Consider the following 13,627-nt stretch of genomic DNA (forward strand, 5'->3'; position numbering starts at 1 on the left):
AAATTTAAAAAAGGAATAATCGAAAAAATTAATGTATTACAAGTAAGACTTAATTCGCTTTTCTTTTACCCCCTCCAGGTCAAATATTAACCACAACTGTGCACCTTCTTCACACGAAGCGCAGATCTGATCATCACGGATATCGATTTTGGAGCAAACTAAACCATGGCAAACATCATCAAGGGAACTGAAGGTAAAGACAGAATCATTGGAACAGCCGGTGTCGACATTATTTATGGCATGGGCGGCGATGATTATATCCAAGGAAATGGCGATACCGACTACATCTACGGTGGCGACGGGGACGACACAGTGATAGGTGGAGACGGTGCCGATGAAGTTCATGGCGACGCGGGCAATGACTGGGTACGAGGCGGCTTCACCGATGACAATCTATTCGGTGATGATGGTGACGACCTTGTCGAAGGTGGACTAGGAAACGACACATTGCACGGAGGCAACGGAAACGATCGCCTGTTTGGTAACGAAGGTATCGATACCATTTATGGCGATGACGGTGATGACAAAGTACGTGCTGGCGACGATAACGACATCGTTCACGGCGGTCGTGGCAAAGACATTCTCTTTGGTGATGACGGCGATGACACTTTAAACGGTGACGATGGTGACGACATCCTTTGGGGTGGCAAAGGCACAGATACCCTCGAAGGTGGCGACGACAACGACGCACTTTGGGGTGGTATCGGCAATGACCTGCTATATGGCCAAAACGGCGACGACAGCCTTCATGGCGAAAATGGCAATGATACATTAAGCGGTGGCGCCGGAAATGACAGCCTCTACGGCGATGCTGGTGATGACATCCTCTCAGGCGGAACGGGCAATGATTCCCTTTTTGGTGGTAACGGCGTTGATAGCCTGAAAGGAGAGGATGGCGACGACACACTCTATGGCGGTTTGGGTAACGACCAACTTGATGGTGGCAACCACAACGACATACTTTACGGGAATGAGGGCGATGATGTTCTGACTGGCGGTGCTGGCGATGATGTTCTGACTGGCGATTCTGGTGATGGCACCACGTCAGGCCCCGGAGGCGCAGTAGAAGTATCGATCCCAGGCGAAAACACAAACGCCGATTCTGACGGCAATGACACCCTTCATGCAGGTGACGGTGATGACACCCTTTATGGCCAAGGCGGCAACGATAAACTCTATGGAGAAAGAGGAAACGACAAAGCCTATGGCGGCAATGGAAACGACATATTGGTTGGCGGCCTTGGCGACGACCTCCTCGATGGTGGTGATGGCGACGACAAACTCTACGGCCAAGCGGGCGCAGATACCTTGGTCGGCGGTCACGGTAACGATCACCTCGATGGCGGCGATGACAATGACATGTTGTGGGGTGGTATCGGTAACGACCGCTTAGAAGGCGGTAACGGCGACGATAACCTCCAAGGCCAAGACGGCGATGATGTTTTGATTGGCGGCTATGGCAACGACCACCTCAACGGCGGCACGGGCAACGACTACCTCGATGGCGGTGACGACCACGATGCACTGTACGGTGAGGATGGTAATGACGTACTTTACGGTGGTAACGGCTGGGATTGGCTGTTCGGTGGCCGCGGAGCAGATGAACTTCACGGTGGAAATGACCACGACAAGCTATACGGTGAAGACGGCGGCGATAAACTTTGGGGTGACGCTGGCAACGATCAAATGCATGGCGGGTTTGGTAACGATTACCTCGACGGTGGCGACGGTGATGATGTTCTTCACGGTGAAGGCAACGAAGACACCCTTCTAGGCGGTGCAGGCAACGATGCACTGTATGGCGAAAACGAAAAAGATCACCTTTATGGTGGTGACGGAAATGACTACCTAGATGGTGGCAATGACGACGACAAACTGTTTGGCGAAGGTGGTGATGACACCCTTGTCGGCGGCCTTGGCAAAGATCATCTTTTTGGTGGCGACGGAAACGACACACTTTGGGGTGGAGACAATGTTGATTACTTAAAAGGCCATTACGGTAACGATAAACTCTTCGGCGGTCGCGGCGCTGACACACTGCACGGCAATGACGGTAACGATGAGTTGTGGGGTGAAGACGGCGATGACACCATTGAAGGCGGTGGCCATAACGATGTGATTTATGGTGGTAACGGCGGCGACAGGCTCTTTGGCCAAGGCCACAGCGATATCATCTATGGCGGTAATGAAAATGATTACATCGACGGTGGCAATGACGCTGATAAGCTTTACGGTGACGCAGGTAATGACACCATCGTCGGCGGCACAGGCAATGACTTTATTGCTGGTGGCAGTGGCCATGATGTACTTTGGGGAGGGACTCACGCTGATACCTTCTATTTCGACGGCGCGTCTGGTCACGATGTGATCAAAGACTTTAATCACCGTTGGGAGGGAGACAAACTTCAAATTGATGATTCTTTAGCAACGAACATTGGCCAAATCTCAACTTGGCAAAATGGAGCTAACTTAGAACTCTATTTTAAAGCCAGTGGAGATGTGATTGGGCAAATCACCCTAGAGAATTTCTCCTCATCACAATATGGTGACGATATGTTCCAATTCGTCTAATTAATAAAATGGCCCTGCATTATATGCAGGGCCATTTTATTGCCCACATATAATTACACACAGTACAAGGAGGTGAAAAACAAGGAAGTTCTAATTAACTAATTAAACAATTAAACACAGAGCAAAAAACACAATAAGTTTATTCTCATCTTTTCATATCATTCCTGTTTGAATAATATGAGGTGTACTTTTGCTCAATACTTTCACAGTAATAAGTTGATACTGGAGTTAAAGTAATGTTAAACCGAAACATTAAGAAAACAGCAGCACTTGGCGTGCTAGTGGCTTCCACTGCCTTTTCTGCTGTGTCTGTAGCTGGACCCGTACACAATATAACTTTGGACAACATGGGGGATCCTCTGTGGTGGGTTAACACCCCCATGCAAGGCGTAGGTACTCTCAGCCCGCGCACAAGTTCTTGGGCAGCTTCAGATGTTCGCACTCGAACTGATAAGTCCGGTTCGCTTAGGCTTCATCATATTACCCAAGACGGCACTTGGCTTAACGGTCAAAGATTGAGAGCCGTTGATGTTAATTTGGAAACCACCGTTGCCCCTGCTGATACACAAGCCTCAGGGGATCTGTGGGGATTAATTGCTGGTGTTTCAAATGGTCAAAACCGCTGTAAATTCTTTCCTGACCTTCCAATTGGGGGCGTTTGGAATGGGTTGTGGGCAGGACACTCAGCGTCTATCGGTGTAGGAACTCCAGGCGATATCAATTTCGGCGTCAGCCTTACTGTGGGTACTGAATGTGACGGCGTTCACAATGGCTATGGCGTCAATGTTGCTGCTGGCGCTAGCGTCTCAAGTGGGCTTTTTGATGCAATCAACCTCGCAACAGCGCCACTGCCTATCAAGGTCACAGCTAACATAGGCGCCGGCGCCACTGTAAAAGGTTCAATGGGGGGAGGCTACACAGGCTATTTCAATGGTGTACCACACCCCTACTACTTTTACAGTCTTAGAATGCCAGAATATGGCTACACCCAGCTTGAGACATCGGCGCACCAGAATTTTGGTGTGAATGTAAAAGTAGGCATCGGTATAGGTGTTGGTATTGGCGGATCCGTGAACACGGTGAAAGCGAAAATACCCGTGAGACTTGAAGGCGGTATCACGCGAGATAATAACCCAAAAAACTGGAAATTTTACGTGAGATCTAATGCCAACAAAGCTCTGAATGCGTTTGGTGGGAGTATTAACGCAAGTATTTGGTATAGTCTTCCTCCTCTTAATGGAACATTATGGAAAACCACACTTATTGACTGGCCAGGAATCAAAATTTCGAGTATCACGCTATTTGATAAATTCGTTAAAGGAAAAATCATTGTTAATAAAAACACCGGTGATTCAACCTTGTATAACGTACGTAACGCTTACTAATTAAACACACCAAATAAAGCATGTGTCGAATAATGACACATGCTTATTTTCGATATCACATGAGGTTTAACACAACATGAAGAAGTCATCCATTTATGTGTTAAGTACATTCTTTGCCATTTTAGCGTTCTGGATATTCACCTTATACAGTGAAGAAAATATTCAAACTGGCAAAGTAGATGAAGGTAAAATCACAGCGATTATTGATAAAAAGACCCAATCCAACTCAGACATACCTTCCACTCCAATAAATAATAACCCAATAAAAAATACTGTTACTCATAATGATAGCCAATACTTGGGTTACAAGATCACAGTAGGGACCAAACTCGTCACAGATCTGGACAAGATTGAAGAGATTAAATCGCTAACAACCTTTGATATTGTCTTGCAAAAAAGCCAGTTCGCAGAGTCTAATCTAAAAGGATTGGTGACGAATCTGAAAATTGATAGCGCCTCTTTTGGCGATATCAATGACAACAACCCTCTTGGATTCACGTATTCTTATGAGGGACCGCAAATATACAGAGATGTCGATCTTTTAGGTTTAGATCTATCACACCCATTGGGTATCACTGCCTATGTTCTATCATCCATTTCTTACAGTGATTCCCCCTCGCCTATTATTTTTCAAGAGCCTAGCAGAACCGTGGAGTACACCTATCAAATAAGCGCTAACGGCGACAAAGCTTCTCGTGTTATGCAATCTATCATTCCAATATCTCAAACGGATGACACAGCGAACCTTAGCAGTGATTACCAGGAAACTTGGAGCGCGAGGTTAAATACAAACAAGCGCATCGCGTCAGCAGCATCACACGGAACACTCTCTGCGACATTGTTGCTCCCTGTAGAGAGCCGCAATGATCAGGCTAACAATGCTGATGTCACATTGACACAAGAAATATTTATCACCGCCACCCAATTCACACCTTCTAACGTTTCGTTTCCTGATGATCTTTTCGCCTTTAATGCCAATAAAAAATTCAACACGGCACTCGTCGCTAGTACGAACAATAAGATTATCGAGTCTGATGAAACCTTCTACACAGAGCTAGACAAACTTTCTACCTCTTTATCTTTCAGCGATTCGATTATCGTTGGTGAATACCTGCTTTCCTATAAAACGGTAGCGGAAGTGAAAGGTATGCTGTCAGACGACACCCTAACTGCGCTTGAGCGCCAAGCGATTCTAATGGCGATTCAAAATGCAAATAAACCAGAATCAGAAGTATATTTGTCTTCCGTTGTTATGGACGCTGAAGTTCCAGATAGATTTAGAAATGCAGGCATGGTTAATCTGGCACTGGTTGAAAGCTCAACGCAGATCACACTCAATGCGCTTGACGGTGTGATGCAGCAAAAAGAAGCCCCCTCTCTGGTTGAAACCGCGCTTTACAATATTGGCAATCTTGCCCGCAGTAACCCTGCCCTAGCCAACGAAAGCAATGGCATCATTCTGGATATTATTGATAGAAGTGCAGATGGCTCCAGAGAAAAAGTGGTCGCACTAAGAGCTGCTGCAAATTCCGACAATGACGTCTTTACCTCAAGCTTTGTTAAATCACTGGAATCAGAGGCCATCAACGAACGGTACGCTGCGGTTGAAGGCGCACTTCGCCGTGAAGGAGGGAAAGAAGAGGCGCTCAATCGTTTGGTTAAAGAAGATAGCGCCATTGTGATGATCGCTGCGGCTAAATATTACAGTAGCAACGAAATGCCAGCTGCCGAGCAAGAAAAATTTTACGAGAGACTAGTTAACGAGACCAACCCTGAAATTCAAGAAGCACTCACATCTGTTCTGCTCAGCGGCAAAGGTGGGGGACCAAATAACACCACATTGAAAAAGCTCGAAGAGCTGGCTCAAACATCCGGTCAGCCGGGTGTTAAAAAAGTGGTTGACATCTATAAGAATGATTTCCACCAGCAGCAATTGACGTCATCACAAACCACACCACAATCACAGGACGCATCAGCATCAACAACTAACTAAACCTTCGACTAACGGTACCGAAGGCCCTTTACTCATCCAACAGCGACAATTAGCGAAAAGAAAATCTATGCAAGCTAGCAACAAAAAATCCGTCGTTAATCGCTGATAGAAACGGCATGTTAGATGTGTAAAGACATCGAAATAACAAATCGTATTAGGCCCTTAAAAAAAAGCCATAAAAATCAAATAAGGACAGTAAATGATGGATCATACTTCAGCAGAAAAAGCCAACCTGACGCTTATCAAAACGTACTTCGCTTCACTCAAAAATGGCGACATGGAGACCTTTGCCAGTCTTTTTGACAAAGACGTTGTTTGGCATCAACCCGGCAATCATCCCTTTTCCGGCGAAAAGCATGGCTTTGAGGAAATAGGGCAAATGGTCGGCGGCATGATGAGTCAAACGGCAGGTACATTTGTTGTCTCACAAGACGGTGACCTAATGGCAAATGGTGACTTAGTGTCTGCTCCCGTTTCGTTTAGTGGATCTAAAGGCAGTGCCTCTATTTCAATGCAAGGCAGTGATTTATTCCTTATAAAAAATAATAAGATCGTTGAAGTGTGGCTGTTTTCTCAAAACCAAACAAAAGAAGACGCCTTTTGGTCTGCTTGATAAAGGGCAAGAAATTAGCTCAATAACCCTCACCATTAACAAGGATGTTGATAGGCGCACTATGGAAACAAATACCGCGAATAGAAACACTAAGCCTGTTGTTGTTATCGTCGGCTTTGGCAAAGGCCTTGGGCAAGCTATTGCATCTCGATTTGAAAAAGTGGGCTACGTCGCTGTTGGTATAAGCCGAACAAGCCCAATGATTTCTGCAGATACGACCATACCCGCGGAGGTCAATAAAGCCTTCGCAAAAATAGAAGAACAGTTCGGTACACCCGACACCGTGATTTGCAACACAGCGATGTTAACCATGGGTCCTTTCCTCTCAACCCCTGCGGGTGTCTTTGAGCAAACATGGAGAACCGCGGTAATGAGCACATTCAATGTCGCCTCCGCCGTCTTACCGAGGATGGTGAGAGCAAAACGCGGTACCTTGATCGTCACCGGTGCGACGGCAAGCATCAAAGGAGGTAAGAATTTCAGCGCGTTTTCATCCGCCAAATTTGCACTGAGAGGCTTAACACAATCACTGGCAAGAGAGTTTCAGCCTCAAGGCGTTCATGTTGCGCATGTTTTAATTGATGGCATTGTTTGGTCCGAAAAGAGTCGAGAACGGTTTCCCGAGCTTCAAGAGGAAAATGCAATCTCCCCAAGCGGCGCTGCCAACCTCTACTTTACTTTGGCGACTCAGCCAAAATCTGCGTGGAGCCATGAATTAGATCTTCGCCCTTACTCTGAAAATTTTTAACGAGCGATCTCAAAGAAGATGGAGATGGAGATGAAAACCCACACTGTTATCGTTGGTGGCGGCTTAAGTGGCCTTTATGCTGCGTATCTTTTAGAGCAACAGCAAGAAGACTATGTGTTAATTGAAGCGAGAAACCGCTTTGGTGGCAGAGTCTTATCGACTTCACTCAAAGATACAGACGCAGAAACAAACCCCGACGCACGAATAGAAGGTCAGGTTGATCTAGGTCCGTCATGGTTCTGGCCCACCATTAATCCGCGCTTGGCCGACCTGGTTAAAACATTTCAACTTCGCCACTACAAACAATTTTCTACCGGTGCGTACCAAATGGAGTCCCAACGTGGGACACCACCACAATCGATTAACCTTGGTTATGAAATCATGCCGGATTCACATCGAATTGAAGGCGGAATGGGGGCGTTGGTGGAGGCCCTTATGTCTCAACTTCCAGCCCACAAACTTCAACTTGAGTGCACCTTAACCGACCTTGCCAGAATCAATGACAACACCTATCGCCTAACAACAGAACACAAAGGCGTTCCTACAACGTTGGAAGCGAATTGCATCATTTTTGCTATGCCATTGAGGCTGGTGAGCAAGACCATCGCGTTTTCGCCACCTATGTCGCCAACGCTGCAGTCAACCTTTAATAAAACCGAAACGTGGATGGCCTCTCATGCCAAAGCCGTTTTTGTTTATGACACACCATTTTGGCGTGGAAAAGGGTTGTCCGGCTCTGCATCTAGCCGCGTAGGCCCGCTCGCAGAAATTCACGACGCGACACCAGAAATGAACGGCAACGCCTCCTACGGCGCTTTAATGGGATTTATGGGTGTCAATGGCCCTGCAAGAAAAACAGCCGGTGATGAGGTTTTGCGCAAGCTCTGTTTACAGCAACTCGAGAGAATATTTGGCCCTGAGGCCTCAAATCCCATAACCGTGCATTATGTTGATTGGTTTCAAAACCCCTACACAGCAACAAATGAAGATCAAGCCATGGGCTCACACAGCGTCTATGGATTTACGCAAAGGGACGAGAGCTACCCCAATGTGTTTTACGCCGGTACCGAAGCGGCTCGCGAGTTCGGAGGATATTTAGAAGGCGCGCTCGAAGCTGCGCAAAATGCTGTATTGCAGCGGTCGCGGGAAAAACACGACAAGTAAAACGTACCTATCTCTTAGCCAGTCGACTCAAGATGAACTGAAAAATTATAGGTTCATCTTGAGCGAAATAACCTTCAGATACTTCGGCTAAATATCGCTTTTGGATCACAACCAAATCGATTGCCGCCCTTTGTTCCTCGAAGCAATAAAAGCACAGCAAAAATCAACCCACCCACCAACGGAATCATGTTTATCAACATCCACCATCCTGACTTGTTGATGTCGTGCAGTCGTCTGATCGTTACACCGAGTGATGGTAATAGCGTCATCCCCCACCATAACAATGAAGCGTTAAGATCCGTGATATTGAAATTGTGTACGCCCACTGAGGCAACATCCAACAAAACACAGAAGGCCAAAATCAAATTTTGAGTGAAAAAGTAGCCGAAATATTCCTTTCTTCTCGCCCTTCCATAAAACGTTGCATACTTTAAATAACCAAGAAATAACCACTTCATTTGTTTTCCCTTACTGCTGGGGTATCTAGGTCAAAATCGACTAGCACGCTAACAAAGCATAAGGGTAGAAACGGGGATATATCCCTCATAAACACAAGTGGCTTCTGCACTTACATATTAACTCTCAGTATTAATACGTGATCTTATAAGTGGCAATTCATACAGTTGCATTCTCATTCTCGGACATAGGAAAAAATGAGACATTTTTAACGCAGTGAACGTTCAATTAACAGCAAGCATAAAACAAAAAGCCAGTCGCGAGGACTGGCTTTTTTCGTATTAAAAACAATAAATTACCCGCCGAACGTACCGTTGTTGCCGTGGCTGGCTTGATGACATTTAGGGTCAACACCGAAGCGATTCTCTCCTTTGGTACCTTCAAAGGCCTGCATAATAAGCAAAGCAATTACGCCAAAAGGAACGATACCGAGTAGTGCCCACCAACCAACGCGATCAGTGTCGTGCAATCTGCGCACCGTCACCGCGAGAGTCGGAATAAACACGGCCACCGCATACACCATGCCCAGAGTGCCAATACCAGCTTCGGCATTAAAAGACCCGACCCATTGGTCGACAAAGCCCAGTGCAAAGGAAACCAAAACATTGATCAAGATAAACGTCCAGTATTCCTTTCTACGCGCTCGCCCTTTAAATAATGCGTATTTCTTAAGCACCCCAATATACTCGTTCATTGTTTTCTCCAACTTCACTCATCACTCATCACTCAATGCAAATGGCACTTTGTACCATATCGTTACTTTACCAAAGAAAACGGCCCCCTAGTCATCTCTCGATGCAGGATCTTGACTCGCTCATCAGATTCATTTTGATAAGAAAAATCGATGTAATCGTGAATATCCAATTTTCTCGCTCAATGCACATTTCCCATGTTGCCAAACCATGAACAACATGAGTAACTAACCTACCGAGAAAAACCCACGGACGTATCACTGAATGAGAAAGCTAGGCCCACAAACGAAGCAGCACGCAGAAGAAAAGCCGTCTCGCTTAGTGGCATGGCTGCCTGTCTTTTTGGCCGTTATTGCGACAATGAGTTGGGCAGGTAACATCACCTTGGCCAAACTAGTGAACGCAACCATTCCGCCGATGGGGCTGTCTTTCTGGCGTTGGACAGTGGCTGCGGTTGTACTCTTTCCCTTCGTCTATAACCCCATGCGCGCACAGTGGCCGTTGCTTAAGCAACATCTCGGTTTGGTACTTGTCCTCGCATTGCTTGGTGTCGCCGGATACAACAGTCTTGTTTACATTGCACTGGAAAATACACTCTCGACCAACGTCGTGATCTTGCAATCTACTTCTCCATTGATGATTTTACTGGTGCAGTTTTTGTTGCTGGGCCACACAACAACGCTTAAACAAACGATCGCCATTGCTATCTCAGCTATCGGCGTGCTGCTGATCATTACCAAAGGTCAGCTCATCTCGGATTTTTCCATTGGTCAAAGTGAGCTTATTGCCCTGTTCGCCATTCTGGTATGGGCGACTTACTGCGTATTGGTCCAACGTTTACCGGAAGCGCTCAAAGGCTTACCCATTCTTGGCTATACCGTGTACATCGGCACGGCAATGATTTTCCCCGTTTATCTTGCTGAGTCTGTGTTTATTCAAACCATGCCTGTGTCATTCAATAGCGTGGCGATTTCCCTCTATACCGGAATCTTCGCGTCTGGCATTGCGTTTTTCTGTTGGAACAGTGCGGTAATGAAGATGGGGGCGGCACAAACTGGGCAATTTATGCACCTCATTCCGGTGTTTGGCATTATCTTTTCAATGCTGTTACTCGGGGAACGAATGGCTGGCTATCACTATGTTGGCATTACCTTTATTGTACTGGGGTTATTTATTGCTCATCTCCCTTCCAGAAAGCAACAACTCTCTTCACCACGATAAACACTGACCTGAAAATGAAGATTGAGTCACACCGCGACATTCCGTTATAGTGACGCCCAATAGCTACTAGGGCGTATCAACATGCTACATATTTCTCAAACCGTCTCGATCCCAGATGACGAAATCGACATTTCGTATATTCGTGCACAAGGTGCAGGTGGTCAGAACGTCAATAAAGTGTCCTCTGCCGTACACTTACGTTTTGATATCAACGCCTCGTCTTTGCCTGATTTTTACAAAGAAAGACTGCTTGCGCTGAAAGACAGTCGCATCACCAAAGAGGGTGTGATTGTGATAAAAGGCCAGCAATATCGTACGCAGGAAAAGAACCGCGATGACGCACTTTCACGCTTGCAGGAAATGATCAAAAGCGTGGGTATTGTTCAAAAGGCGAGAAGAGCGACCAAGCCGACTAAAGGGTCACAAAAAAGACGTGTTGATGGCAAAACACTACGTGGAAAAACGAAATCAATGCGTGGCAAAATACCATTATAAAAAGGCCAAGCTTGCGCTTGGCCATTCTCACACCGTCTTCGCAATACGTTAACGGTATTCGTCTTAAGTTCCGTCTCCATCACCTCCATTTCGAAGACACTCATCACAACGTTTTATTGGCACGCTAAGGCCTCAATACAAACAAGCCTTCACTGGTCTGATGTCACACAACGCAAATCGTATTCACACCGTTACTTGTCACTCCTCAGCACTTAGTGTCCAATCAAATAGAATCAATAAGAGGAGTTTTACGTGTCTCAAGCCCACTTCAGTGATTACCCACTCGCCCAGACTCAAGCCATTGTCTGGAATGATATGGATGCCCTCCAGCACATCAACAACACCGTATATTTTCGCTATTTTGAAGATGTTCGCGTGGTTATGCTCGAAGAACTGAACGTATTTGATCACGTCAAAAGCCACAACATTGGCCCTGTTGTGGCGTCAACACGCTGTGACTATCGCGCCCCACTGGTGTACCCCGATACCATCACGACCGTTTCATGGGTCGAAGATGTGCAAAAGAAGCGCTATACCATGAAATATGAAATCCACAGCCATAACCAACAGCGATGTGTCGCGGTGGGTGAAGCATTAGTGGTGTATTGTGATTTCAGTGACGGGAAGAGCTGTGCCATTCCAGAAAAGACCGCTAACGCATTACAGAAGTATCTTTTACCAGAAAACGCCGAATGACATCTCCCAGAGCAACGCTCACATTCCACCAGCTTCGTTCAGGGTATGAGGCCGATAAAACATCGGCGTTGACCGATGCGCTTTTGCAGGGTCAGCACCTTGTTATTAAAGGTGCATCGGGATCAGGGAAAACCAGTTTATTGCGCGTGATGTGCGCACTGCAACCCGCGCAACACGGTCATATTGCTTACCAAAAACAAACTGTATCGGTTCAAAACTTACCTTGGTGGCGTCGTCAATTTTGCTACCTTCCGCAAGAACCCGTGATGGGTGCGAACACCATCGCGGACGTTCTCCGATTACCTTGGTCGTTACAAGCAACCGACAACCTTTTGCCAAGTGATGAAGAGTGCCAAACCACACTCGCGTGCCTGAACCTTCAACACGACATGAACCAAGACGTAGACACCCTTTCGGGAGGCCAAAAACAACGGCTCGCCATTGCCCGTGCATTGTTACTGGATCGACCCGTGTGGTTGATGGATGAACCCACATCAGCGCTGGACGCCAAAAACAGAGACAGCTTGATGACGTTACTAAAAACACTTCCCATTATTACGGTGTCTATTTCACACGATCCTGAATGGATGAACGCTGCAAGCCACACCTTCGTGTTGGGAGATCATCATGAATGAAGCGTTGAACATCAACAGTTGGGCGCTTGCGGGGTTATACCTGCTCTTTATTATTCCGTTGTTTTTTTTTCAGCGCTGGCAACTAGGACTCAGTAAAAACCTAATTTCAGCCGTGGTGCGCATGACGCTGCAATTGGCAGTGGTTGGTTTGTACCTGCAAACGTTGTTCGCTTTCGCCAATATCTGGCTCAATACCTTGTGGTTGCTCATCATGATATTGGTGGCGAGTGGCACCATCTGCAAACAAGCCAGCGCCAGCTTAAAACAGCTCATACCACCAATATTGGCAGGGCAACTTCTCGCCATGTCGCTGGTATTGCCGGTATTAATGATTGGGGTGATTCAAGCCGAGCCTTGGTGGAAAGCCCAATACCTCATTCCCGTTGCTGGCATGTTGCTGGGAAACGCATTGTCAGCCAATGTGCTTGCTCTGGAACGGTTACTTACCAGCTTAAAAAAGCGACACGCCGAATATCAATTCTATGTCGCGTTGGGAGCACCTAATCCGAGCCGTCCATTTTTGCGTGAAGCTCTCACCGCTGCATTGCGACCGCCTATAGCCGCCATGAGCACACTCGGAATCGTTAGCCTTCCGGGTATGATGACAGGTCAAATACTCGGAGGAACAGAACCCCTGCTTGCCGTGAAATATCAACTCGTGATTATGGTGGCGATTTTCATCTCAGTGTTTGTTTCCGCAGCAACCACGTTGTATTTCGTCAGCCGACGCTTATTTAATCGCTACGGACAACTAACCTCAGAATCACGGTCTAAACCTTTACCTTGATTTAGCGTCCCTTGAAATCTCTCATCTAACCATAAAAGTGGCGCACTCTGCTCGGGAGCGGAGGTTGATGAAAAGAGCCATCGACGCATGGATAGGCATTGAAATATTCAACAATATTAATCTTTATTACAAAATCAATAACCATCAATAGATAAGCATTAATTATAAAGA

13 protein-coding genes are annotated in these 13,627 nt (G+C 46.5%); 11 read left to right on the forward strand and 2 right to left on the reverse strand.

Annotated features, from left to right (window positions below; translation table 11 throughout):
• Positions 1-165 precede the first annotated feature (165 nt).
• The 6 genes from ACED36_RS12590 (at position 166) to ACED36_RS12615 (ending at position 8,474) form a co-directional block, all read left to right on the forward strand.
• Positions 166-2,571, forward strand: coding sequence for a calcium-binding protein (locus tag ACED36_RS12590; protein ID WP_371733359.1), 2,406 nt, complete (start codon positions 166-168; stop codon positions 2,569-2,571).
• 236 nt (positions 2,572-2,807) lie between these two features.
• Positions 2,808-3,956: a hypothetical protein gene (locus tag ACED36_RS12595; protein ID WP_017003216.1), complete on the forward strand. Its 1,149-nt coding sequence runs from the start codon at positions 2,808-2,810 to the stop codon at positions 3,954-3,956.
• A gap of 76 nt (positions 3,957-4,032) precedes the next feature.
• Positions 4,033-5,949, forward strand: coding sequence for a hypothetical protein (locus tag ACED36_RS12600; protein WP_016961843.1), 1,917 nt, complete (start codon positions 4,033-4,035; stop codon positions 5,947-5,949).
• 199 nt (positions 5,950-6,148) lie between these two features.
• The gene (locus ACED36_RS12605) at positions 6,149-6,562 is read left to right on the forward strand and encodes a nuclear transport factor 2 family protein (protein ID WP_016961842.1); all 414 of its coding nucleotides are present in this window, start codon (positions 6,149-6,151) and stop codon (positions 6,560-6,562) included.
• Between the two features lie 61 nt (positions 6,563-6,623).
• On the forward strand, positions 6,624-7,310 hold the full coding sequence (locus ACED36_RS12610; protein ID WP_371733360.1) for an SDR family NAD(P)-dependent oxidoreductase: 687 nt from the start codon (positions 6,624-6,626) through the stop codon (positions 7,308-7,310).
• A 30-nt stretch (positions 7,311-7,340) separates the two neighbouring features.
• On the forward strand, positions 7,341-8,474 hold the full coding sequence (locus tag ACED36_RS12615) for a flavin monoamine oxidase family protein (RefSeq protein WP_371733361.1): 1,134 nt from the start codon (positions 7,341-7,343) through the stop codon (positions 8,472-8,474).
• A 74-nt stretch (positions 8,475-8,548) separates the two neighbouring features.
• Here ACED36_RS12615 and ACED36_RS12620 read toward each other — a convergent pair whose 3' ends face one another.
• Both ACED36_RS12620 and ACED36_RS12625 read right to left on the reverse strand, forming a co-directional pair.
• Entirely contained in the window at positions 8,549-8,932 is a 384-nt protein-coding gene (locus ACED36_RS12620; RefSeq protein WP_016961839.1) for a DUF805 domain-containing protein, read from the reverse strand.
• 293 nt (positions 8,933-9,225) lie between these two features.
• Positions 9,226-9,624, reverse strand: a complete 399-nt coding sequence (locus ACED36_RS12625) for a DUF805 domain-containing protein (RefSeq protein WP_016961838.1) — start codon at positions 9,622-9,624, stop codon at positions 9,226-9,228.
• A gap of 262 nt (positions 9,625-9,886) precedes the next feature.
• On the opposite strand from ACED36_RS12625, the gene ACED36_RS12630 reads away from it, so the two are divergent.
• The 5 genes from ACED36_RS12630 to ACED36_RS12650 all read left to right on the forward strand — a co-directional run bounded on the left by ACED36_RS12630 (position 9,887) and on the right by ACED36_RS12650 (position 13,456).
• Positions 9,887-10,843, forward strand: coding sequence for a DMT family transporter (locus tag ACED36_RS12630; RefSeq protein ID WP_016961837.1), 957 nt, complete (start codon positions 9,887-9,889; stop codon positions 10,841-10,843).
• Between the two features lie 81 nt (positions 10,844-10,924).
• Positions 10,925-11,338, forward strand: coding sequence for an alternative ribosome rescue aminoacyl-tRNA hydrolase ArfB (gene arfB, locus ACED36_RS12635; protein WP_016961836.1), 414 nt, complete (start codon positions 10,925-10,927; stop codon positions 11,336-11,338).
• A gap of 252 nt (positions 11,339-11,590) precedes the next feature.
• Positions 11,591-12,034: a thioesterase family protein gene (locus ACED36_RS12640; protein ID WP_016961835.1), complete on the forward strand. Its 444-nt coding sequence runs from the start codon at positions 11,591-11,593 to the stop codon at positions 12,032-12,034.
• Positions 12,031-12,669: an ATP-binding cassette domain-containing protein gene (locus ACED36_RS12645; protein WP_017003210.1), complete on the forward strand. Its 639-nt coding sequence runs from the start codon at positions 12,031-12,033 to the stop codon at positions 12,667-12,669. Before ACED36_RS12640 ends, ACED36_RS12645 begins: the two co-directional genes overlap by 4 nt.
• The gene (locus ACED36_RS12650; RefSeq protein WP_016961833.1) at positions 12,662-13,456 is read left to right on the forward strand and encodes an ABC transporter permease; all 795 of its coding nucleotides are present in this window, start codon (positions 12,662-12,664) and stop codon (positions 13,454-13,456) included. Before ACED36_RS12645 ends, ACED36_RS12650 begins: the two co-directional genes overlap by 8 nt.
• Positions 13,457-13,627: the final 171 nt, after the last annotated feature.

Source organism: Enterovibrio sp. FF113 (assembly GCF_041439165.1).
GTDB classification, from domain to species: Bacteria; Pseudomonadota; Gammaproteobacteria; order Enterobacterales; family Vibrionaceae; genus Enterovibrio; species Enterovibrio norvegicus_A.